The following is a 23,067-nucleotide window of genomic DNA, read 5'->3' on the forward strand; positions in this document are numbered from 1 at the left end:
ATGGAATTAGAAACAATGAAAGATAGGGTAGTCGGTGTAGACATCAGTCTAGAACAGACAACATTGGCAGTGGTTGACATTCGTGGCAACATTATTGCCAAGACTTCGTTTCCTACGGAGGAATACCCAAACATAAGCAATTATATATCCACGCTGGCAGAGCGAATAGTGATGTTGGCAGAGGAAAATGGCGGATTCATGCAGATACGCTCGGTGGGCATCAGTGCGCCAAGCGGCAACTTCAAGACAGGATGTATAGAAAACTCGCCGAACATGCCGTGGAAGGGCGTGATACCAATGGCAGCCATGTTGCGCGACCGACTCGGCATAGCCGTGGCATTAGGCAACGACAGCCATGTGATGGCCCTTGGAGAGCATGTATACGGAAGTGCTCACGGAATGCGTGACTTTGTGCTAGTCACACTTGGGCACGGCCTTGGTACAGCCGTGTTCTCACGCAACAAGGTCACCTTAGGAGCCCATGGCTATGGAGGCGAGTTCGGACATTCATGTGCTGTGAATGACGGACGCGAGTGCGGATGCGGACTGAAGGGATGTCTTGAGGCATACTGTGCAGAAAAGGGAATCGTAAGGACCGCACGAGAGCTGTTGGAAGAAAACAGCTCTGAGTCGAGCCTTATGACCGTTTACGACAAGCTGACCCCAAAGAACATTGCCGAATGCTGCAACAAGGGCGACCGCCTTGCCATCGAGACCTACCGCCGCACCGGTCATACCTTGGGTATAGGCCTGTCGGTGATAGCCTCGCTTGTAGACCCACAGGCCATCATAATCACCGGAGGAATATCCAAAGCCGGAAAATGGCTTTTGGAACCGACCCTTGAGTCGTTTAACGAGCATCTGTTTGGAAATATGCGTGGAAAGGTGAAGTTGATAGTGTCGGCGTTTGATTCACGTGAGCGCGATGTGCTCGGTGCCAGTGCCTTGGCATGGGAGGTGGAAGAATATTCGCTTTTCAAGTAATGAACATCGACAGAGTAAAAAAGACTTTAGAACAAAAGCCTAATCTCGCCGACAGTCTCGGCATGACATTCGTGTCGACACCGGAGCCAGACAGTTGTATGGCAATGATGACCGTCGGCGAACAGAATTGCCAACCATACGGTTATCTCAGCGGGGGCGCATCGCTCGCCCTCGCCGAGACTCTTGCTGGAGTAGGGTCGGCCGCTATCTGTCCAGAAGAGGTGGCTGTGGGGATAAACGTCAGCGGGCATCACATAAAGGCTGTCAAGATAGGGGAATCAGTGACGGCAAAGGCAACAATAGTACAGAAAGGCCGTACGCTCCACGTATGGAACGTTGCGATAACCGATAATGAGGGTGACTTGGTGTCGGAAGCCGTGGTCACCAACTATATTATAAAAAAAGACAAAGGGTAGTCATTCCTGTACCATGAAGAGTTTCGTTTTTTACAGAATGCCATACGCGGAGACGTATGTGGAAATAGAACAGCTTGACGGACAGCCCGAGACATTACAGTCGCCGTTGGAGCTTGACGGGCATAGCGGTTTTGTGGTGGCGCCATTTTCTTATTCAGACACCGAACCATTGATTCTTATTCGTCCCGACAAGGTGACAACAGCCGACGTGCCTCATGCGGAAGGAGAGCCGGGAGAGGACTGCTGTCTTGACATAGACGCAAATGTGAAAGAAAGAGAACGCAAGGATTATGCCATCGACTTCTCAAACTATCATTCACGCCTGGAGTGTGGCGACTTCCAGAAAATTGTGCTCGCACGATCAACGGAACTGCCGCGCAAGGGTGAGGTAGACCTGAAGAACCTGTTTTTCAAGGCCTGCAATGAATATCCCCGCGTGTTTGTGGCACTTGTGTCGACACCAGTGTGCGGAACGTGGCTCGTGGCCACGCCAGAGATACTGCTTGAGGGCGACGGAACCCAATGGCACACTATGGCACTGGCAGGCACCATGACGCTTGGCAACCTGCGATGGACAGAGAAGAATGTGTGTGAACAGGCTTATGTCACTTCCTATATTACAGAATGTATAGAGCAGTTTACGTCAGACTTCACAGTAGAAGGCCCTTATTCCGTGCGTGCCGGACAACTTGTCCACCTTCGCACCGACTTCCGTTTCACCACCTCTAAGGCAGGCCTTCTCGGACATCTTGTGACAGCCCTTCATCCCACTCCGGCAGTGTGTGGCATACCAAAGCGTGAGACCCACGACTTCATAGTGGCTAACGAGCACTATCCGCGCAGCTACTACAGTGGATTCATGGGGCCGTTGGCCATAAACGGATTTACACACCTCTATGTGTCGCTCCGCTGCATGAAAATCACTCCCCAGGCCTTCCGCCTATATGCCGGAGGAGGCATACTGACTGAAAGTGTGGAACAGCAGGAATGGGAAGAGACGGAAGAGAAAATGAAGACAATGAAGAAACTGATTTATGTTTTACGACAACGATAAAGTAAACTTGCTTATTGCCCTTCTAAAGGCTTATAATATATCAGATGTGGTGTTGTGTCCTGGAAGCCGCAATGCCATGATAGTCAATAATATAGCTTCTGACGGAAGCTTTAAGTGCTATCCAGTGACCGACGAGCGCTCCGCCGCATTCTTCGCGCTGGGAGTGAGCATAGAGAAAGGACCTACTGCCATAGTGGTAACATCAGGATCGGCACTGCTCGACACGGCACCGGCAGTGGTGGAGGCATACTACCAGCATAGGCCTCTCGTGGTGATTTCGGCTGACAGACCACAGGAAGACATCGGACAAAACGTGGGGCAGACCATGAGACAGGCTGGGGCGATGGACAACTATGTGCGCAAATCGGTAACACTTAACGACGCCCTTGGCGACAATATGACATATCACCGACGACTCATCTGTGAGGCCTTGTCGGCTGCTACCTATGGAGAAGGGGGACCTGTACACATCAACGTACCGCTGCCTAATGTCTCCGAATGCCCCCAAGTAAGTCATATAGACATCCTGCCTGAAAAAAAGGTGGAAATAATAAGGCCAACGGTAATACCAGATGGAGTGATAGAAGAACTGACGGACATACTGCTGGACACGAAGAGAAAGCCGATGATAGTGATAGGACAGACCTCGCAACAGATGCCAATAAACAAGATGGCGGACTTGCGACGTGTTGTGCCCGTAGTGTCTGAACCTCTTTCCGACCCATCATGTTGGCCTTTCAACGGATTCATAAGCACCATGCCGACCGAATACTTGCCCGACTTCGTGCTGTATATGGGCGACTCGCTCGTTTGCCGCAGTATCAACAACCGGCTTGCGTCGGTGGACAATCTGGAACTGTGGCGGGTGAATGCCGACGGCGATTTCTCTTGTCCTTTCCGACATGTAGACAAGGTGTTGGCATGTAAGGCGAACGAACTTCTGGACCAGCTCGCCGACAAGCTTGCACAACGCAAGACAACACCAGCGTCCGACTATCTGACATGGTGGGACAATGCTTTCAACGAAGAGAAACAACGCATAGAAGAAGGGGTGGACGAGTATTCACTTACGGCAGAATCAACAGTGGCTTATTTCGAAAGTCAGCTTGAAGACATGTATTACAGCTATGAAACACACTATGCTAACAGTACCGCCATACGATTGGCATGCCGACATGCGAGAGGACACAGGGTGTGCTGCAACCGTGGAGTGAACGGCATCGACGGCTGTGTGTCGACGGCGGTGGGACATGCGGCAGCCACAGACGCCATGGTGTTCTGCATCACAGGCGACTTGAGCTTCTTCTACGACCAGAATGCGCTTTGGAACCAGAATCTTGGCAGTAATCTGCGCATAATAATCCTTAACGACCATCGTGGCGGCATCTTCAGCAATGTGTCGGGACTTGAAAACTGCGACAGCCGTTATGTGGCAGGCGTCCATAATACCGACGCACGTGGTATAACAACCCAAAACGATGTTGGATATCTGTCAGCAAAGACAGTAGACGAGATGCATCTCGGCATTGTAAGGCTAATGACGGAGGAAACGACGAGGCCAATGGTGCTGGAAGTGGAAGGGGGAGAAAATTAAAAAATTAAAGAATTAAAAATTAAAGATTAAAAGGTAAACCTTAAAGATTAAAGAATTAAAAATTAAAGATTAAAAGGTGAACCTTAAAGATTAAAGAGGCGACTATTGCAAGGAAGGGGAAACGTTGGTAGTTGAGGAGTTGAGCAGATGGGAAACTTAAAAAGAATTATATAATAATTATGTCAGAAAAAAGAGAATGGAAAAAGGTGAGGGATTTTGAAGAAATCCTTCTTGAAGAGTTTAATGGAATAGCGAAGATTACCATTAACAGACCACGCTATCGCAACGCCTTCACACCGAAGACTACATTGGAGATGAGCCAGGCTTTCGCTTGGTGCCGCGAAGCGCAACAGATAAGTGTCGTGCTGCTTACTGGTGCTGGCGACAAGGCGTTTTGCGCTGGCGGAGATATGAATGTGAAAGGACGTGGAGGATATGTGGACGAGGACGGTGTGCCACGACTGAGTGTGCTTGACGTGCAGATGCAGATACGCCGACTGCCTAAACCTGTAATAGCGATGGTGAACGGATATGCCATCGGGGGTGGCCATGTGCTGCATTTGGTGTGCGACCTGACAATAGCTTCCGACAATGCTATCTTCGGTCAGACAGGACCAAAGGTGGGTTCGTTTGACGCTGGTTTCGGAGCAAGCTACCTTGCACGCATCGTTGGACAGAAGAAAGCGAGGGAGATATGGTTCTTGTGCCGCCAATATTCGGCAGAGGAGGCTGAGCGCATGGGAATGGTGAACAAGGTTGTGCCATTCGACAGACTTGAGGACGAGTGTGTGGAATGGGCGGAGACAATGATGGAACGCAGCCCGTTGGCATTGCGAATGATCAAGGCTGGACTGAATGCCGAACTCGACGGACAGGCTGGCATACAGCAGTTGGCAGGCGACTGCACCATGCTCTACTATTTTCTCGACGAAGCCCAAGAAGGCGGTCATGCCTTCCTTGAAAAACGAAAGCCCGACTTCGGGAAATATCCTAAGCTGCCGTAAAAATGAAGAAAAAAAAATGAAGAGTGAAGAATGAAGAATGAAGAATAGCTGCGCACTATCCGCGTTTATCTCATTCTTCATTCTTCATTCTTCACTCTTCATTTAAAAACATTCTTCACTCTTCATTTATTCTTCGTCTTTCTTTCTGCGTATAGAGCGCTTGCGTGTCTTTTTCTTCTCCTCTCCAGGCTTGTCGGTCTTTATTCCTGCAAGTTCCGGATCGATGAGAATACGGCCGCAGTATTCGCAAACGATAACCTTTTTGTGCATCTTGATGTCGAGCTGTCTCTGTGGTGGAATCTTGTTGAAGCAACCGCCGCAGGCATCGCGCTGCACGTATACGATGCCAAGTCCGTTACGCGCATTCTTGCGTATACGTTTGAAGGAAGCAAGTAGACGCGGGTCGATTTTGGTTTCGAGTTCCTTCACCTTTATCTTCAGACGGTCTTCTTCGGCACGGGTTTCCTCAATGATGTCGTCGAGTTCGCTGCGCTTCAGGTCAAGTTCGTTCTCATGGTCTTCGAGATCATTCACGTTTTTTTCCTTCTCCAGCATCTTCTCTTTTATTTTCTGCTGAGCCTCGCGAATTTTCTTGTTGCAGAGTTCGATTTCGAGTGTCTGGAACTCAATTTCCTTGCTAAGAGTGTCATATTCGCGATTGTTCTTAACATCGTCAAGCTGGTTTTTGTAGCGCATCACGCTTGTCTGAGCTTCGAGAATGTCAGCCTTTCTGTCGCTGACAGCCTTTTGGAACTCGTCGATTTCGTTTTGTATCTTTTCGATACGGATTTTCAAGCCTTCTATTTCGTCTTCAAGGTCTTGTACTTCCAGAGGCAGTTCACCTCTGAGTGACTTGTTTTCGTCGATAGCCGACAATGATGTCTGTAGCTGAAACAAAGTCTTCAGCTTTTCTTCTACCGACAGTTCTGCATTTTCTCTTCTTGCCATATCTATTTTAAATAATTTAAGTTTCTCATGTGTTTAACTCTCAGAAGTGTCCTTAACTTCCTAAAGATAATAAATCGGGTTGCGTGCCGTTTCGGCCAGTTCAGTCTTCAATCCGGGACAATCCTTTGCGATAATGTCGCGGAAGAGTTCAGCAGTGAACTGTTCGCTTTGGTAGTGACCGATGACGCATATTTGCAGTTGCTGTTCATGTCCGGCATAAAGATGGTAGTGCATCTCGCCGGTGATGAATGCGTCGGCTCCCTCGGCTATTGCCTGTTGCAGAAGGAAGTCGCCAGCTCCGCCGCAAATGGCCACCTTGCTGATGTCGCGTTGAAGCGGTTGGTTGCACAGGGCAGTGTGAATGCCGAATGTATCCTTCACCATATTAATAAAAGCGTTAGCCGGCATGGGTGAAGGCAAGAAGCCAGTCACTCCGCTTCCAGCCTCTATGTCGCCCACTTTCTTTCGTGCGAAGAAGTCGACATTTTCGAGTTGGAGCTTTTCGGCTATTTTGAAGTTCACACCTCCACGGGCATTGTCCATGTTAGTGTGCATGGCAACGATGGCGATATCGTTTTTCACGGCTTTCGTCACGGTGCGCTGTACGTCGTCGGCATCTGATATTTGTTTCAGTCCGCGAAACAGCAACGGGTGGTGTGCAACGACCACGTTAAATCCTTTTCTTACAGCCTCGTCAACCACATGTTCGTTGACGTCAAGGCACAATAAAGCCCCTGATGCTTCCGTCTCTGTCAGTCCGATTTGCAGGCCGGCATTGTCCCAGTCTTCCTGCAATGGCAGAGGCGCGAATCTTTCAAGGGCGTCGATAACTTCCTTAATCTTCACGTTGAAATATGTAAATACATTGTTTTCAAAGTGCAAAGATAGGTATTTTTTATCGTTTATGTGCAACAAGTGCGGTATTTTTTAGATTTTTTAACCGCCAACGTCAATCTTTCAGCGAATAGGTGACGGTGGTGACTACTCTCACTTTCTTTATATAAGGAGTGTTGGAGTCGCGGTCTTCGATAGAAAATTGTCCTTGGTCGGCACGAGTGATTTTGTCGAGTCTGCTGCTGCTGTTTTTCGCAAACTGTTCGGCGGTAGTCTCTGCGTTTTTGATAGCTTCCTGCATCATTTCCGGTTTCATCTTCTGGAACGACACATATTCGTATGTTGTTCTGTTGTCCCAGTTGCCTTCCACCACAGCCACGCCCTGTTTCAGCAGTTCGCCCTGTCGAGCCATGATGCTTCTTATGAGTTTCACGTTGCGTGATGTCACTGTGATGGTGGAGGTGATGTTGTATCGATAGCCTTTGTTGGTGCTGTACTGGTCGGCGTTGAGGTCAATCACCACAGGTGCGTTGACGCTTATTTCGTCGTCCTTTACTCCGTTTTGTTTCAGGAATGTCTTCACCTTATTGGTAGTCACGTTGATGTTGTGGTAGAGTTGTGTGAGGTCGTTGCCGAGTTCCTTTGTAGGAATAGGCCATGTCACCTTGTCGGCTTCCACTTCTTTTTCCGACAGTCCCTTTACCGTCACTACGCGGTCTTTGTTAACGAAGTCGTCGATGCCCGACTTGATGCACATTCCGAGGAATGCGATGCCAGCTGCAATTACGGCAGCCTGGCTGAATCTTGAGTTGATGTCCATAGTATAAAGATTTAATAATTAGTATAAGTTTCTCATGTGCTCAACTCCTTAACTCCGAAAGCCTCGTTTTTACCTTATGAAACTCCTTCCCACCTGTGCTGCAATGGTATCTCTCAGTCTTTGTGCGTCAATGAGTTCCTTCATGAGTTCCTTCACGCTTTCGTTGTCGGCAGCCTTTGCCGCTTCGGCGAGTTTCCTTCGGATGTCGGCAATGAGCCGTGATTTTATGTCTATTCTAAAGTCGACGATGAGATGGTTTGCCTTTTGCAGTATTGATGTAGAGTCGACTCTCATTTGAAGGCTTTTGCTCAGCTGGTAGTGGTCGATGGCAAGTGTGGATGCCAGTTGGTTTACTTCTATGTCGGGATGATGTGTGAAGTAAGTGTCTGCCTTAAACGACTCATCGGTGCTGTGTACGGCAGCCTCGTGTAGTATACGGTCGAAGAGAGGAAGGGTGAAGTGGAGGTCGTCTTGCGCGAAGTCGTAGTCGATGTATTGGGCTACGGTAAGGTTTATCAGCTGTCCGTCTTCTGTTTCCACGTCGCGGAAGACTATTTCCTCTCCATGCTGTATGATGAGTTGTATGAGCATCTTTTCCACCTCGGAGCTTCTTGCTGGGGCTGTGGCGCTTTGGGTGTTGCCGGCAGCGGGTTGTGGAGTCTGCTGTCTTGCCGTTTCCTCCCTTCTCAGCTGTCGTTCGGCTTCCTTCTGCAGGTTTTCAATGTCGCCTCCAATGAAGCGGTTCATGGTGTTGATGAGCGTTTGTTCGTTCATCTGGAAGTTGCGCGAGCATTCTCGTATGTAAGTGTCGCGCTTTATCGGGTCGGGTATCACCGACACGCTTCTGATGATGCTGCTGATGGCCTCCGAACGCTTTATCGGGTCGGTGACGCCTTCGAGCAGCAGTTTCGACTTGAAGATGATGAAGTCCACCTGATGGTCTTCCACGTATTTCATGAAGTCCTCCGTGGAGTGCTTTCTTGAAAAGCTGTCAGGGTCGTCGCCGTCGGGCAGCAGCAGCACCTTGACGTTCATGCCTCCTTGCAGCATCATGTCGGTGCCACGCAAGGCGGCGTGTATTCCAGCCTCGTCGCCGTCGTAGAGTAGGGTGATGTTCTGTGTGAAGCGTCGCAGGAGGTTCACCTGATGCACGCTGAGAGCCGTTCCGGAGTTGGCCACCACGTTTTCGATACCGTTTTGGTGCATGGATATGACGTCGGTATATCCTTCCACCATATACACTTTGTCTTCCTTAGCAATAGCCCTTTTGGCTTGGAACAGTCCGTAGAGCTCATGGTCTTTGTGGTAGATGTCAGACTCAGGCGAGTTAACATACTTCTGCTGTACTCCCTTTGTACGCGAGTCGAGCAGTCGTCCGCCAAAGGCGTTCACTTTGCCGCTGATGCTAATCCACGGGAAGATGACTCGTCCGGCAAATCGGTCTACGAGTTCGCCGTTGTCTTTTTTATAGCACAGTCCGGTCTTTATGAGATATTCTTCTTTGTAGCCTTCCTTCTTCGCTTTCTGAGCCAGGGAGTCTCGTCTTGTCAAGGCGAACCCTAACTGGAACTTGCTGATGATATCGTCGCGGAATCCCCTGCTTCTGAAGTATTGCATGCCCACGGCCAGTCCGTCGGGATCGTTGTGAAGCACATGTTGGAAGTAGTCTCGTGCCCAGGCATTGATGACAAACATGCTTTCGCGGTCGTTCATGGCTTGTTGTTCCTCGGCAGACAGTTCCCGTTCTTTAATCTCGATGTTATATTTGTTGGCAAGCCATCTGAGAGCTCCCGGGTAGTCCATCTGTTCGTGTTCCATCAGGAAGTTCACGGCATTTCCTCCCTTTCCGCATGCAAAGCAGTGGCATATACCTTTTGCCGGAGATACGATGAACGACGGAGTCTTGTCGTCGTGAAACGGGCACAATCCCTTATAGTTCACGCCCGTTTTCTTGAGTGTGACAAATTCCGACACGACATCCACGATGTTTGTCGCGTCCATTATCTTGTCTATGGTAGCTCTGTCGATCATGCTTTTGGGTATATACCTTTTGGGTTTTTCGTGCAAAGGTAATCGAAAATAGTGTTCCCTCAAAGGAAACCCCATGTTTTTTTAGATTTATTTGTATTCATCTCCGTTCTTTTCTCCCGGTCACTTCGCTTTTTCATCAATAGACCGAGGACTGAAGATGCCCACTCAGTTGCTCGTAGCGGGTTAATAGGTTGGAATTAAGCGTTTTTTTGGGGTCTTGTATTTCTGTTATCCAATCTTTTATATTACCTTTGCAGCAGATTTGCAAAATAGTGACAAGTATGATTGGGACAATAGTAAATACATGTGCCATTGTGGCAGGGACGGTGATTGGAACACTGCTCAACAGGGGAATAAAGGAGAAATACAAGCGTGTGTTGTATGACGGACTGGGACTCGCCAGCCTTGCCATCGGACTTAACGCCACGATCACCAACCTGCCCAAAAGCCAGTATCCGGTGTTGTTTATCGTTGCCATAGCCATAGGCGGAGTGATAGGAACGGCACTCGACATCGACGGGCGCTTCAGAAGGCTTGTGGACAGAAAGAAAACGAGGGAGGGAAACAATGGAGACGAAAGGGGAGGGCGAAGCCTTGCCGACGGGTTGTCGACGGCAGTGCTGCTATATTGCATCGGCCCGTTGTCGATGCTTGGCCCAGTGATAAGTGCACTCAAGGGTGACAACACTTTTCTCTTCACCAACGCCACGCTCGATTTTGTTTCGTCGGCAGTGTTTGCCTCCACTTATGGCTTTGGCATGGTGCTCGCCGCGCCGGTCCTGTTTTGCTGGCAAGGGATGTTCTATCTTGTGGCCAGGCTGTCGAGTCAGGCGGTGAGCGACGCGCTGATGGCTGAGCTGCTCATCGTTGGCGGACTGATGATAACCGGAAGCGGTCTTTCCCTTTTGAATCTAAAAGACTGCAAGACGCTGAACCTTCTTCCAGCCTTGGCTGTGCCTGTGATTTGGTTTGTGTTAAGGACGATATTTTGTTAGAGATTTTTATAATCCGGAATATCATCAAGAAATAAATATTTTTGATTGTCATAATCCATCTTCACGCAGTAGTGGGTGAGACCATTGCTCACCACGAGATAGTCGACGTGGAGAAGGAGGTTGTATGTGGCAATCTGCTGAAACACCTTCTGTGTGACAACCACCGAAGGAGCCTTGTATTCAACAATCATGCGTGGCTTAAGGCTTGGGTCGTAGAGAATGCTGTCGCACCTGAGGTTTTTCTCGCCAACAGACAGTTCCACCTCGTTGGCCAGAAGTCCTTTCGGGTAGCCCTTGTGTTCTACGAGGAAGTGTACAAAATGTTGTCTCACCCATTCTTCGGGAGTGAGTGCAACATGTCGGCGGCGAAGAAAGTCGAATATGGTGAGGCGTTCGCCGTTGCGCTTTACTGATATTTCGTATCTTGGCAAATTCAATTCTTGCATTTCTTATATATATATAATAAGGTGTAAGCACGTTTTGTGGCTGTTTTTTCGCCCTTTCGGTCAACAAAATGCGGCCACAGGATGGCTTTCTCGTTTTTTTTTTCTAAATTTGCAGCAAAATTAATAAAATAACCGCAAATAGCGAAATGGCAGACAATAAAAATGTTACTTTCGACGGAATAATGCGCGATTTGAGGGCCGGTAAATATGCTCCTGTCTATTACCTTATGGGTGAGGAGCCATACTACATCGACAAGTTGACCGACTTCATAACCGAAAACGCGCTTAAGCCGGAGGACAAGGATTTCAATCTTACGGTGATGTACGGATCGGACGTGACAGGAAGTCAGGTGGCAGATGCTGCACGACGATACCCGATGATGGCAGAAAGACAAGTGGTGGTGGTGAAAGAGGTACAGAACCTGAAAAACACCGACCATATAGCAGCCTACCTTGCAAAGCCAGCCCAAACCACGGTGCTCGTGATGTGTCACAAGAATGGCACCATAGACCGAAGGAAGAAGCTGGCCTCGATGGTGGAGAAGCATGGGGTGTTGTTTGAAAGCAAAAAACTTAAAGACCGCGACCTGCCCTCGTTTATCGAGAAATATCTTAGGGAGAGGGGAGTAGGCATCGACCATAAGTCGCAGCAAATAATTGCCGACTCCATAGGTTCTGACCTTAGCCGACTGACAGGCGAACTGGATAAGCTGCAGCTTGGTCTGTCTGCCGACAACCGCCAAGTGACTCCAGAGACGGTGGAGAAACAGATAGGCGTGAGTAAGGACTTCAACTCTTTCGAACTGCGCGACGCCATAGTGAACCGCAATGTTTTCAAGGCAAATCAGATAATAAATTATTTTGACAGCAATCCCAAGGCAGGCAGCATCTACAGCTTTCTCCCAATGATCTTCAATTATTTCCAAAATCTGATGGTGGCATATTATTGTCCGCAAAAAGACCGTCCAGAGTCGCTGGCGCAGTGGCTGGAACTGCGTTCTCCGTGGGCAGCAAAAGACTACATGACAGGCATGAGAAATTTCTCTGCAACAAAAGTGATGCAGATAATTTATATGATAAGGGAGATTGACGCCAAAAGTAAGGGTGTAGGAAACCCAAATACGCCTCCAGGAGAGCTGATGAAAGAGCTTCTCTTCTTCATTTTGCATTAAAAAAGCCACGTTTTTCATCCAAAATTATCTAAAAGAGCACTCTGAGAGGAGTGCTTTTTTTTGTGCTAACACCAATGTTTTTCAGCGCCTTAACTCATTTTTTGCCCTCTCAAAACTCGCGTATTCTGAAATTTTCGAGCCCTTCTTCGGAATAATCAAAATTCGTGATTTTTCATCATTTTCAGAAGCCTGATATTTAGCGTTAACTTATATTTGCGTTTTCTTTTGTAAATTTACAAACACAAACCAAAATACAAGATACGTAAAATTCATAAATGTAATTTAGGTATTGAAAATCAATATTAGGTTTTAAATATCTAAATCAGCATGTTTGAATTTAGAAATTAAAACTACAAAATTCTAAATCGATAAATATACATAGGTTTTGATTTTGGATATATAGTATTTAAAATGAACGATTTATACGCTTTCATTAAATTTTAAAGGCAAGAAATTCCAATATGTTTCATTTCATAGTGTCAAATGAGGCCCATAATAGTTGTATATTGACATAAGTATATGAATGTAAGCCAATTAATTGTAATCAATGGCTAAAACAAACACTTTAACATGATTTCGGGATGAATTTTTAGATTTGTAAATGTAAATCTATACTACTATACAAATCCCACTTTAATATTTTAAATATCAAATCAGAAATCAAAAGTTTAAAAATCTAAATTATTCTCACTTTTGTTGGTTATTCCAAATTTTATGTTTACCTTTGTAAACTGAAAGAAAAACCGAGGATTTTCCTCATAATACATAAGATTGAAGTATGAAAGAAAGGATTAGAGAACTTATGGAGTCGCTCCACAAGAGCCAGCAAGACTTCGCTCAGTTTATCGAGATGTCGCCAGCCTCGCTCAGCAGCATCTTTAACGGAAGGACTAAACCTACCCTTACCATTGTTGAGGCGATAAAGAAAAAAATTCCCGACATTAGTGTCGAATGGCTACTCTTTGGAGTTGGTGACATGTATGCCAGCCATCAGGCAACAGCCACCAGTCAGGAGTCGCCTACCCCAACATCAAGCGAGCCGATGCTCGAGTTTGACTTCGACGACGAAGCGAAGCACTCGAGAAGCGAGAAAAATGCAGACCAGACGGTAAACTCAAACAATAGTGTAAAACGTACACGATTGGAAAATAAGGAAAATGAAGTAAAAAGTGTTGACATTGTAAAACGCCGGGTGATAGAGATCAGAGTGTATTATGATGATTATACTTTCGAGACGTTTGTGCCCGACAAGAGATAGAGAGAAGAAGTTTTTCCCCAAAAATGATGATATCTGAAAAAAAATAGCTACCTTTGCGGGGAATTAGATAATCAATGGATATTACGGCAATGAAGAAAGAAATATTAGACCTGAGAGTCAAGTCGGTGGAGAAGATGGCAGGACGCTATTCTCTGCTGAAGCTAACCCACGACAATCAGCTGCCTGAGATGCTGCCGGGACAGTTTGTGGAAGTGCGTGTAGACGATTCGCCATCCACATTCCTCAGGAGACCCATCTCTATCAATTTCGTAGACAGGGAGAACAACGAGCTATGGCTGCTGGTGGCTGCCATAGGCGACGGAACACGCCACATAGCAGCATTGAAGCCAGGCGACACGCTCAACTGCGTGCTACCGTTAGGCAATGGCTTTACCATGCCCACGGACAAGGCTCAGAGAGTGTTGCTTGTGGGAGGCGGTGTAGGAGTGGCTCCGCTTCTCTACATGGGAGCGGAGATGAAAGAAAAAGGCATTGAGCCAACGTTTTTGCTCGGGGCACGCAGTGCAGGAGACCTACTGGAGACAGAATTGTTTGAAAGGTACGGACGCGTGTGTATAACAACCGAAGACGGCAGCCGTGGCGAGCGTGGCTTTGTGACCAACCATACGGTGCTGGGCGAACCGTTTGACATGATAGCCACATGCGGGCCGAAGCCGATGATGATGGCTGTGGCACGATATGCCTACAAGGCCGGAGTGGAATGTGAGGCTTCGTTAGAGAATATGATGGCTTGTGGGCTCGGGGCGTGCCTCTGCTGTGTAGAGAAGACCACAGAGGGCAATATATGCGTGTGTAAGGAAGGTCCAGTGTTAAATATTAAGAAATTATTATGGCATCTCTAAATGTAAAAATAAATAACTTATCTCTAAAAAACCCGGTGATGACAGCATCGGGCACTTTCGGATATGGTGTCGAGTTTGCTGACTTCGTGCCGCTTGAAGGCATAGGTGGCATAATAGTAAAAGGTACAACGCTTAATCCGCGACAGGGAAACGACTACCCGAGAATGGTGGAAACGGCAAAGGGCATGCTTAACTGTGTGGGACTTCAAAACAAGGGCGTTGACTACTTTGCCGAGCATATCTATCCAGAGATAAAAGACATCGACACAAACATGATTGTGAACGTGAGCGGATCGTCGCCCGACGACTATGCCGAGTGTGCGGCACGAGTGGATGCACTGGAACGGATACCAGCCATAGAACTCAACATTTCGTGTCCAAACGTAAAAGACGGCGGAATGGCCTTTGGAGTCACATGTCAGGGAGCGGCAAGCGTGGTGAAAGCTGTGAGAAAGCGATATTCAAAAACGCTGATAGTAAAGCTGTCGCCAAACGTGACAAACATTGCCGAGATAGCCCGGGCAGTAGAAGCAGAGGGAGCCGACTCGGTGTCGCTCATCAACACACTGATGGGAATGTCAATAGACATAGAGAAACGCTGTTCAAGACTGAGCATCGGCACTGGAGGACTTAGCGGACCGGCAGTGAAGCCTGTGGCCGTGAGAATGGTGTGGCAGGTGGCTAAGGCGGTGAACATTCCGGTAGTGGGACTCGGAGGCATTATGACAGCTGAGGATGCCATAGAATTCCTTATGGCGGGCGCCACTGCCGTAGAGATTGGCACGGCAAACTTTATCGACCCTGCAGTCACCATAAAGGTGCGCGATGGCATCAACGACTGGTTAGACAGGCACGGATGCAAGTCGGTACAGGAGATTATTGGGGTGGTGTGAAAGAATCTTTGCTGAACTGTTACCAATAGTTGAGAAAAGCGAATTTTTAAGTTACATAATATGAGTGAATATATCGTTTCGGCAAGAAAATACCGCCCGCTGTCGTTCGACACAGTAGTGGGGCAGGCCGCTTTGACCACTACACTGAAAAATGCGGTGAAGAGCGGGAAACTGGCTCATGCATACCTCTTCTGCGGACCACGTGGAGTAGGCAAGACCACATGTGCACGTATTTTCGCCAAGACTATCAACTGCATGTCGCCCACTTCAGACGGCGAGGCATGCAATGAGTGTGAGAGCTGCAAGGCTTTCAACGAGCAGCGGTCGTTCAACATCTTCGAGCTAGACGCTGCCAGCAACAACTCCGTGGAGCACATAAAGACGCTCATGGAGCAGACGAGGATTCCGCCGCAGGTGGGACGATACAAGGTGTTCATCATCGACGAGGTCCACATGCTCTCAACGGCTGCCTTCAACGCCTTCCTCAAAACCCTTGAGGAACCGCCGGCACACGTGATATTCATACTCGCTACAACCGAGAAACACAAGATACTGCCCACCATACTGTCGCGATGCCAAATATACGACTTCGAGCGAATGACCGTGGCAAACACCGTGGCTCACCTGAAAATGGTGGCCGAGAAGGAAGGCATCACGGCGGAGCAGGAGGCACTGGAGGTGATTGCCGAAAAGGCCGACGGAGGTATGCGCGACGCATTGTCCATCTTCGACCAGGCTGCGAGCTTCTGTCAGGGAAACATCACATATCAGAAGGTGATAGAAGACCTTAACGTGCTCGATGCCGAAAACTATTTCCGCATCGTCGACCTTAGTTTGGAAAACAAGGTGCCGGAGGTGATGGTGCTGCTGAACGACGTGATAAACAAAGGATTCGACGGAGGACAGCTCATAGCAGGACTGGCTCGCCACGTGAGAAACGTGCTGATGGCTAAAGACGTCCAGACATTGTCGCTGCTTGAGGCAAGCGAACAGCAGAAGGAGAAATACAAGCTCCAGGCCCAGAAGGCCGACACAAGATTTCTCTACCAGGCGCTTAGGCTGATGAACGACTGCGACGTGAATTATCGTCAAAGCTCCAACAAGCGTCTGCTCGTGGAACTCACGCTTATTGAAATAGCACAGATAACACAACCCGACGACTCTGTGGGCAGTGGGCGTAGGCCCAGACAACTAAAATGCCTGTTTCAGAATATTGTCAGACAGCAACGGCAGGGAAAAGCGGCAGTACAGGTGGCCGCGGCTGGTGGTGTGGCTGACAAAAAGCAAGATGCAAAGGAGGAAACAATGGTGGTGCAAGAGCAGAATGGGAAACAGCAACGGGCAAACTACAGCACCGTGAACCGCCCAGTGCTCAAGGCCGGCAGCAACGTTGGCTTTTCTTGGAACAAGGTGCGCGAGATGTCGAAGAGAAGCAAGATACAAATCGTGCCGGGCATGCTGGCTCCCAACGACCCTAACTCAAAGCCCATCACCGAAAACAACCAGTTCTCGCAGGAGGACCTTGAACTGCAATGGATGTCGATGTGCAACAGAATGCCGCAGAAACTGAGTGCCATAGCCACCAGAATGAAGAACATGAACCCGAAAATAGGTGAATTTCCGAATGTGAAGGTCATGGTGGACAACCAGGTGATACTCGAACAGATGCAGCAGATACAGAAGAGCATTCTCAACACTCTGAAATTGTATCTCAGCAACACCTCCATCACACTCGAACTCGTGCTTACCAAGCACGAGGAGGCTGTGAGGATATTGTCGAGGCGCGAGCAGTTTGAGGAGATGAGCAAAGAAAATCCCGCAGTGGAAAAACTGCGGGAAATCATGGACCTTGAGTTAGCGTAAATCTTTTCCCCTACACCCTACATTATTTCATACTAAAAGCCTGACATTCAGATATTTACAGAATGTAGGGTGCCTCTCAACCCTACATTCACCCTACATTCACCTTACACAAATTGAAACGCCAATGAATTGATCGGGCTATCGAAATGAAAAAATCGGTCATCGCGGAGACGATTAACGAGACCATGAAAAAATTAATGTACGGATGATGTAGGGTTAATGTAGGGTTGAGAGGCACCCTACATTCATTAACCATCTGATTATCAGGATGCTGCTACGAAATAATGTAGGGTGTAGGGTGTTTGCGGAGCTGGCTTATACAACACGAAACGAGATGTCTTATGGCAACTGCAAGCCTAATGTCTTAGCCAAGACTGTCACAGTTATGACAGCCGACTGTCGTAGTTATGACAGACGTCTGTCGTAAGGTGACAGTGCGCCCTTTGGTTAAATGCATTAGAAGAATGAAAAGAATAGGGTCATAGGGTCAGGTACCTTGGTTCACTCTCGTAACTCCTTAAAGTATTATTCAGTCGCAAAATTACAAATAGAAATCGAAAGGACAAAGAAAAAGGGAGAAAAAATTAAGTCTTGCTCCCTATATTATTAGTTAAAATAATCATCAAGAAACTCTGTTGGGGTTTGGATCATCATGTCTATACCCTTAAAATGCCGAATGTTTCGTGTTACAATAACATCTGGTTGGATAGACTTGGCGGATATGTACTGAACCGTATCCTCAAAATCCGAACTTCTGTTGTTCAAACTATACCTAATGTCTGTATCTCCAATAGATGTAATAGTACACAATTCTGAAAATCTCGACAATTTATCATATAATTCTTCAACCTGATATGTCTTGCGCAGAACATAGAATGCATTTACAAATGATAATGAAGAAACACATAACTCAATGTTTCCCCTCATGGCCAAATCGACAATTATGGCTGCAGGCCTAAAGAAACTCTCCCTTTGTGCATAAAAATCGATGATTACATTTGTGTCAAGAAACACTTTCATAGCGATTTTTTTATTTGGTATTTGGCATAGTCTTCTTTGTAATTATCTCCCAAATCCTTACGCTCATCAAAAGTCATTTCCATTACTTCGGCTGACAAAGGGTAATCATACCAAGAATGACTCTGTCTTTTCTTAGAGGTGTTCTCTAACGACAGGGTCTTCATAATAATGCTTTCAACGAAATCTTTCAAGCTAATATTGTGGGTCTTAGCGTAAGATTCGGCGCCATTATAAATATTCTGATCAATAACCAATGTTCTCATTATCGTAACTCCTTAAAAAATTATCTCGCCGCAAAATTACAAATAAAAATTGAAAGGACAAAGAAAAAGGGAGAAAAACTTGCGTCTTGCTCCGTAACTACTCATCACCCCTATGAATTTACCATTTTTTTGGTGATGCAAAGTTACATATTACACTATAATTGGTAAAAAATGGGGATTTTGGAATACTATAGATATTCAAAATTGGGGATTTTGGAATCATAGAAGAAGTCAGGGCTGCCGTGGACGCTGCTGTCGTATTTTACAACAACGAGCGTCCGCACCTTAGTCTTGACGGCATGATGTTTTATGAATAAGACGATAAGTAGTCAACATAAATAGTTAAACTACACCCCTCGGTGTTTTCTGGTATTAGATTATTTATTCTCATCTACCAGAAATTGCAGTTCTATGTTGAACTTGCAAATTCGGTTAATCTAATTTAATAAATATTAATCGAGGGAGGGGAGATTTCGCCTGTTCCAATTTAATTAGTATTTTTGCATGCCGATTTAAATGATAGGTATCAATTTAACGATAGTTGGGATAAGGTTTTAATATAATTTGGATAACAATGAAAGGAAAAAATAGAGGTGGAAAAGTCCTCATGCTATTATTGATATTGTTGACGGGTGACATTATTCCTTCCAAAGCGCAGAATATTGCCATTAAGAACAATATCCTTTACGATGCCACCACCACTCCCAATTTGGGAATAGAGCTAAGGCTGTCTAACAAATGGACAGCAGGGATGAATATCGCTCTTAATCCCTGGACTTTTCCCGACAACAAGAAACTCAAGCATCTGCTTGTTGCCCCACAACTTCGCTACTGGTTGTGCGAATCATTCTCAGGACATTACTTCGGAGCAAACATAGCTTATGTGCATTATAACGTAAGCGACATCAAGTTTCCCTTTGGACTTTATGGTGGTGTTGACGGTGAGCGCCGACAGGGCGACCTTGCCGCCATAGGTGCATCCTACGGTTACTCGTGGATAATCTCTCCCCATTGGAGTCTTGAGGCTGAGGCGGGTCTCGACCTCGGCTATACCTGGTCTGACAGGTACGACTACCCTAAGTGCGGCACCTACCGTGGTTCCGACAACAAGTTTCTTGTTCTGCCCAAGTTGGCGTTGAACATAGTGTATATAATAAAATAAAGGTAAGGAAAGGATATATTTATGAAAAGATTTTTTCTGATTATCACTCTCACGGTTATGGCATGTATAGATGCCATATCGCAGACGTCACCGCAGATGTCACTGCGTGTTGACGGTGTGGAGCGCGAGGGCAATGGCTACTGTGTCCGCTATTCCTTCACCCTGCCTCAGCCGGCTCCGACTATTCCTATCTGGTGACTCCGTTCTTCACCTGCGGCACCGACACCATCTTTGAGGAGTCAGTCACTGTGCGCGGCAAGCTCAATGCCAAGAAGCTGCGCCGCCGCGTGGTGCTTGGCGACCGCAATGCCACTGTACCCTCGTATGTGCCTTCGGGTATCGACTCAGTCATCACTCGCACCGCCTATCTGCCCACCGACCGCTATCCCTGGGTAGTAGGCTCCACACTTCAGCTCTGCACGTCAGTAGAGGGGGAGGGTTGCTGCGAGGTAAGTCCTGCCGTAGTCCTTTGCTGCGAAAGTTTCCTCTGCGAGCGTCCCTTCCATCCCGTGTTCTCCCAGGTTGAGGACAACACCGGCAAGGCGGGCGAGCTACAGCGCAACAATCCCGTGCTTCAGCATATATCCCAGTATCGTCCTTACGACAGCAGCCGCATACTGCGCAAGGAGGAGGGAGCCTTGTATGTCTTCTTCCCCTTGGCCAAGTGGACACTGCTGCACGACTTCCGCGACAATGCCGCCACTCTCGACACCATCGTGAGCATCACTCGCCAGATTATGGCTGACTCCACGTCGAGCGTAAAGCTCATACAGATTATCGGTCTTGCCTCGCCCGAGGGTAGCGTGAAGCGCAACAATCTTTTGGGTCAGAACCGTGCTGCCGCCCTGCGCGACTATATCAAGCAGAGGGTAAAGACAGGCAATGCCATGTTTGAGCTATGCAACGGCGGTGAGGCATGGACAGAGCTGCGCGACCAGATTGCCGACAGCAACATAGAGGGACGCGACCAACTACTCAACATAATCGACACCGAGAAGAACCCCGACGAGCGTGAGCGCAAGATGAAGCGACTCAATGGCGGAAAGACATATAAATACCTTAAGGACAACGTGCTGAGCGACCAGCGCAATTCAGGATACATCCGCATATATTACGACTATGTGCCCGATTCAGCCGCCGCGGTTATCAACCGTGCCTCCGAGCTATTGCGTGAGCAGCGCTATACAGAGGCACTTACGATGCTCCGCACTGTAGAGTCAGACGAGCGTGCGCAGAATGCCCTTGGTGTGGCTCTTTACATGACGGGCAACAAGCAAGAAGCCCTACGCCGTTTCCGCCGTGCCGCAGCCTCAGGCAACGAGGATGCCCGCCGCAACATCGGGCAGTTGGAGTAGCTATTTTGGAGACAGGTGTATCTTCCGCAAAAACACCAATAGAATAGGTAAATAAATTAGTATAAATAAATTTTTTAGTAGTTATGAAGAGAATTAATCATTATGTTCTCAACGGTGCGATAGCACTGTTGTCAACCGCAGGCTTAGTAGCCTGCTCGTCCTCCGACGACGTAACCGATGCTCCCGTCAATCCCACCTATGACGGCAAGAGCGTGAAGACCCAGTTTGCGATTAATATCGCTACGCCCTCTAATGGCAAGACAAGAATGAGTGCTGAGAATACTCAGGCTTCAGGTAGTCAGTTCCTTGGTATGAAGAATATTTATCTGCTCCCTATTACTGGTGTACCTACTACAAGTTCTTATATTAGTAAGGCAATACCATTGGATGGTGTTTCAAATACAAGTTCGATAGAAAATAGCGACGCTCTTTCTTCATCTCAAAGTTCGACGGTGTATAGTGATGTAAACGTTCCCGTAGGTACAGACAATTTCTTGTTCTATGGTACATCTCCAATGGGAACAACTCCTGATACCAAATTTAACCAAGGTGTTATTACTAACAACCTCACCTCAGCAACAACTGTCGATAATATTCATTTTGACCTTGAGAAAATATCAAGAAGTGGTTTGAATGCACCAAAGACAACTCTTAGTTCTTGGCTGAAAAGTATTGCCGCTGCAAAGGCTGTAGTTGGTTCAGAGTCAGTTGAAACTAATTGGGCAAGTTTGCAGGGAACAACCGCAGGTGATGAAGTAACACTTAAACAAGCATACTCAAACTTTACTTCTTTGAAAGCAGGTTCAGCAGCTGCTATCCTTGAGACAGTTCATCGTTTATATGATGTTTGTTATCCAATATTTAAAGGTTCTGGTGATTATCAAAAGTTAGCGCAAGCTATTATTACTGCTATTCAAGGAACTGAAGATTGCGGAGTTTCATATACTGAGCCCACGGGATCTGAGACACATTCAAAATTAGAATGGAAAAGTGGTGTTTCTAATACTGTAAAGGAATTCCCGACTTATCAGAACTTCCCAGATGGTTCTATGGTATTGACTTGGTCAGCAGCTACCCCTGCCGTACCTTCATATGTTGCAGAGACACAGTCAGCTACACCCAGTCAGAACAATATGAATGTTTCAAAGTTGTGCTATCCCGCTCCTGTTGCATATTATGCCAATACTCCGTTGAGATCCTCTGACTCAAACAGTTCATTCAATTGGCCAGTAATGACAACGACATGGGATGCTAACAATAACTGGTCTGGTTTCTCAGACAATGTGGTCAAGTCAACAACAAGTATGATAGCTTTGCGTAATAACATCAACTATGGCGTTGCATCTTTGCAGACGAGTGTTATTTGTAAGGAATCTACATTGCTTGACAATGCTGATGTTGCTATCAATGTAACTAATAGTAATGTTTTTCCTGTTACTGGTATTATTATCGGTGGACAGCCAGAATCAGTTAAATGGAATTATGTTACTACAGCAACTCAAAATGAGGGCATCATCTATGACAAGAACGTTGTATCTGGCATGCAAGCTGCTATTATTAGTGATGGTTCTACACAACCAACTGTAAACTATACATTAGTTTTTGATAACTATGTTTCAGCTATTAATCAGGAACCTGTTAGCATTGCAATTGAGCTTGTTAACAATACAGGTGTTGATTTCAAAGGTCAAGATGGAATTGTTGCTGATGGTCAGAAATTTTATCTTGTGGGTAGACTTGAAATAGAAAATAAGACATTAAGTGGTTGGCCCGTAAGCTATGATACAGATGAGAATAATCATACGGAAGGATACCTTTATAAGTCTTATGAGAATCGCTATCCTGTAGAAGCAAATACATTGCGTGTATTCATTCAGGATTATACAACAGTAGCTAAATTCACTATCAATAGCTTGAAGAACGCATACGTCACAATTCCTGACCTCCGCGCCTCTAAGCTCCAGCTCGGTCTTTCAGTTGACCTTGAGTGGAAGACAGGTTTGACATACGATGTTACTATTGAGTAATACAATAAATACTCTGTTATAATGGCGTCACGACATCTATTGTCGTGATGCCATTATAACGGTAT

The 23,067-nt window shown here is 46.9% G+C and carries 23 protein-coding genes; 16 read left to right on the plus strand and 7 right to left on the minus strand.

All coding sequences use genetic code 11. The annotated features are described in order from the left end of the window. From CIK98_RS00715 to menB, 5 genes are all read left to right on the plus strand, one after another. The gene (locus CIK98_RS00715; RefSeq protein ID WP_094382385.1) at positions 1 to 984 is read left to right on the plus strand and encodes an ROK family protein; all 984 of its coding nucleotides are present in this window, start codon (positions 1 to 3) and stop codon (positions 982 to 984) included. Continuing rightward, positions 984 to 1,400: a PaaI family thioesterase gene (locus CIK98_RS00720; RefSeq protein ID WP_094382386.1), complete on the plus strand. Its 417-nt coding sequence runs from the start codon at positions 984 to 986 to the stop codon at positions 1,398 to 1,400. The genes CIK98_RS00715 and CIK98_RS00720 overlap by 1 nt, the downstream gene beginning before the upstream one ends. A 13-nt stretch (positions 1,401 to 1,413) precedes the next feature. Beyond that, positions 1,414 to 2,454, plus strand: a complete 1,041-nt coding sequence (locus CIK98_RS00725; RefSeq protein WP_094382387.1) for a chorismate-binding protein — start codon at positions 1,414 to 1,416, stop codon at positions 2,452 to 2,454. Beyond that, on the plus strand, positions 2,435 to 4,048 hold the full coding sequence (menD, locus tag CIK98_RS00730; protein WP_094382388.1) for a 2-succinyl-5-enolpyruvyl-6-hydroxy-3-cyclohexene-1-carboxylic-acid synthase: 1,614 nt from the start codon (positions 2,435 to 2,437) through the stop codon (positions 4,046 to 4,048). The genes CIK98_RS00725 and menD overlap by 20 nt, the downstream gene beginning before the upstream one ends. A 179-nt stretch (positions 4,049 to 4,227) precedes the next feature. Beyond that, positions 4,228 to 5,052, plus strand: a complete 825-nt coding sequence (menB, locus tag CIK98_RS00735) for a 1,4-dihydroxy-2-naphthoyl-CoA synthase (protein ID WP_094382389.1) — start codon at positions 4,228 to 4,230, stop codon at positions 5,050 to 5,052. A gap of 126 nt (positions 5,053 to 5,178) precedes the next feature. On the opposite strand, the gene CIK98_RS00740 is transcribed toward menB, so the two are convergent. The 4 genes from CIK98_RS00740 to dnaG form a co-directional block, all read right to left on the minus strand. After that, positions 5,179 to 6,000, minus strand: a complete 822-nt coding sequence (locus tag CIK98_RS00740; protein ID WP_094382390.1) for a zinc ribbon domain-containing protein — start codon at positions 5,998 to 6,000, stop codon at positions 5,179 to 5,181. A gap of 60 nt (positions 6,001 to 6,060) precedes the next feature. Continuing rightward, entirely contained in the window at positions 6,061 to 6,846 is a 786-nt protein-coding gene (locus CIK98_RS00745) for a Nif3-like dinuclear metal center hexameric protein (protein ID WP_094382409.1), read from the minus strand. 103 nt (positions 6,847 to 6,949) lie between these two features. Further along, complete coding sequence (locus CIK98_RS00750) at positions 6,950 to 7,648, minus strand: SIMPL domain-containing protein (protein WP_371683231.1); 699 nt, start codon at positions 7,646 to 7,648, stop codon at positions 6,950 to 6,952. Between the two features lie 75 nt (positions 7,649 to 7,723). Beyond that, positions 7,724 to 9,685 carry a DNA primase gene (gene dnaG, locus CIK98_RS00755; RefSeq protein ID WP_094382392.1) on the minus strand — a complete coding sequence of 654 codons (1,962 nt, stop codon included), beginning with the start codon at positions 9,683 to 9,685 and terminating at the stop codon, positions 7,724 to 7,726. A 281-nt stretch (positions 9,686 to 9,966) separates the two neighbouring features. On the opposite strand from dnaG, the gene CIK98_RS00760 reads away from it, so the two are divergent. Next, complete coding sequence (locus tag CIK98_RS00760; RefSeq protein WP_094382393.1) at positions 9,967 to 10,680, plus strand: DUF554 domain-containing protein; 714 nt, start codon at positions 9,967 to 9,969, stop codon at positions 10,678 to 10,680. Here the strand turns inward: CIK98_RS00760 and CIK98_RS00765 are convergent. Next, positions 10,677 to 11,126 carry a type I restriction enzyme HsdR N-terminal domain-containing protein gene (locus CIK98_RS00765; protein WP_094382394.1) on the minus strand — a complete coding sequence of 150 codons (450 nt, stop codon included), beginning with the start codon at positions 11,124 to 11,126 and terminating at the stop codon, positions 10,677 to 10,679. The genes CIK98_RS00760 and CIK98_RS00765 overlap by 4 nt on opposite strands. A 146-nt stretch (positions 11,127 to 11,272) precedes the next feature. Here CIK98_RS00765 and holA point away from each other — a divergent pair, with 146 nt between their 5' ends. From holA to CIK98_RS17830, 6 genes are all read left to right on the plus strand, one after another. Continuing rightward, the gene (gene holA, locus CIK98_RS00770) at positions 11,273 to 12,298 is read left to right on the plus strand and encodes a DNA polymerase III subunit delta (protein ID WP_094382395.1); all 1,026 of its coding nucleotides are present in this window, start codon (positions 11,273 to 11,275) and stop codon (positions 12,296 to 12,298) included. Positions 12,299 to 13,076: 778 nt separating this feature from the next. Then, the gene (locus CIK98_RS00775; protein ID WP_094382396.1) at positions 13,077 to 13,556 is read left to right on the plus strand and encodes a helix-turn-helix transcriptional regulator; all 480 of its coding nucleotides are present in this window, start codon (positions 13,077 to 13,079) and stop codon (positions 13,554 to 13,556) included. 89 nt (positions 13,557 to 13,645) lie between these two features. Continuing rightward, on the plus strand, positions 13,646 to 14,419 hold the full coding sequence (locus CIK98_RS00780; protein ID WP_094382410.1) for a dihydroorotate dehydrogenase electron transfer subunit: 774 nt from the start codon (positions 13,646 to 13,648) through the stop codon (positions 14,417 to 14,419). After that, positions 14,407 to 15,312: a dihydroorotate dehydrogenase gene (locus CIK98_RS00785; protein ID WP_094382397.1), complete on the plus strand. Its 906-nt coding sequence runs from the start codon at positions 14,407 to 14,409 to the stop codon at positions 15,310 to 15,312. Before CIK98_RS00780 ends, CIK98_RS00785 begins: the two co-directional genes overlap by 13 nt. Before the next feature lie 60 nt (positions 15,313 to 15,372). Continuing rightward, positions 15,373 to 17,175 carry a DNA polymerase III subunit gamma/tau gene (locus CIK98_RS00790; RefSeq protein WP_094382398.1) on the plus strand — a complete coding sequence of 601 codons (1,803 nt, stop codon included), beginning with the start codon at positions 15,373 to 15,375 and terminating at the stop codon, positions 17,173 to 17,175. Positions 17,176 to 17,443: 268 nt separating this feature from the next. Beyond that, entirely contained in the window at positions 17,444 to 17,602 is a 159-nt protein-coding gene (locus CIK98_RS17830; protein ID WP_172409758.1) for a hypothetical protein, read from the plus strand. A gap of 179 nt (positions 17,603 to 17,781) precedes the next feature. Here CIK98_RS17830 and CIK98_RS00795 read toward each other — a convergent pair whose 3' ends face one another. Both CIK98_RS00795 and CIK98_RS00800 read right to left on the minus strand, forming a co-directional pair. Beyond that, positions 17,782 to 18,195 carry a PIN domain-containing protein gene (locus CIK98_RS00795; RefSeq protein WP_094382399.1) on the minus strand — a complete coding sequence of 138 codons (414 nt, stop codon included), beginning with the start codon at positions 18,193 to 18,195 and terminating at the stop codon, positions 17,782 to 17,784. Continuing rightward, positions 18,192 to 18,458: a hypothetical protein gene (locus tag CIK98_RS00800; RefSeq protein ID WP_094382400.1), complete on the minus strand. Its 267-nt coding sequence runs from the start codon at positions 18,456 to 18,458 to the stop codon at positions 18,192 to 18,194. The genes CIK98_RS00795 and CIK98_RS00800 overlap by 4 nt, the downstream gene beginning before the upstream one ends. 574 nt (positions 18,459 to 19,032) lie before the next feature. Between CIK98_RS00800 and CIK98_RS00805 the strand changes: the two genes are divergently transcribed. The 4 genes from CIK98_RS00805 to CIK98_RS00815 all read left to right on the plus strand — a co-directional run bounded on the left by CIK98_RS00805 (position 19,033) and on the right by CIK98_RS00815 (position 23,002). After that, positions 19,033 to 19,620: a DUF3575 domain-containing protein gene (locus tag CIK98_RS00805; protein WP_094382401.1), complete on the plus strand. Its 588-nt coding sequence runs from the start codon at positions 19,033 to 19,035 to the stop codon at positions 19,618 to 19,620. Between the two features lie 21 nt (positions 19,621 to 19,641). Further along, the gene (locus CIK98_RS17835) at positions 19,642 to 19,818 is read left to right on the plus strand and encodes a hypothetical protein (RefSeq protein ID WP_172409759.1); all 177 of its coding nucleotides are present in this window, start codon (positions 19,642 to 19,644) and stop codon (positions 19,816 to 19,818) included. Further along, on the plus strand, positions 19,815 to 20,975 hold the full coding sequence (locus CIK98_RS00810) for a hypothetical protein (RefSeq protein WP_094382402.1): 1,161 nt from the start codon (positions 19,815 to 19,817) through the stop codon (positions 20,973 to 20,975). The genes CIK98_RS17835 and CIK98_RS00810 overlap by 4 nt, the downstream gene beginning before the upstream one ends. 83 nt (positions 20,976 to 21,058) lie before the next feature. Further along, positions 21,059 to 23,002, plus strand: coding sequence for a hypothetical protein (locus tag CIK98_RS00815; RefSeq protein WP_094382403.1), 1,944 nt, complete (start codon positions 21,059 to 21,061; stop codon positions 23,000 to 23,002). The last annotated feature ends 65 nt before the right edge of the window (positions 23,003 to 23,067 follow it).

This window comes from Prevotella sp. P2-180, from assembly GCF_002251435.1.
Classification (GTDB): domain Bacteria; phylum Bacteroidota; class Bacteroidia; order Bacteroidales; family Bacteroidaceae; genus Prevotella.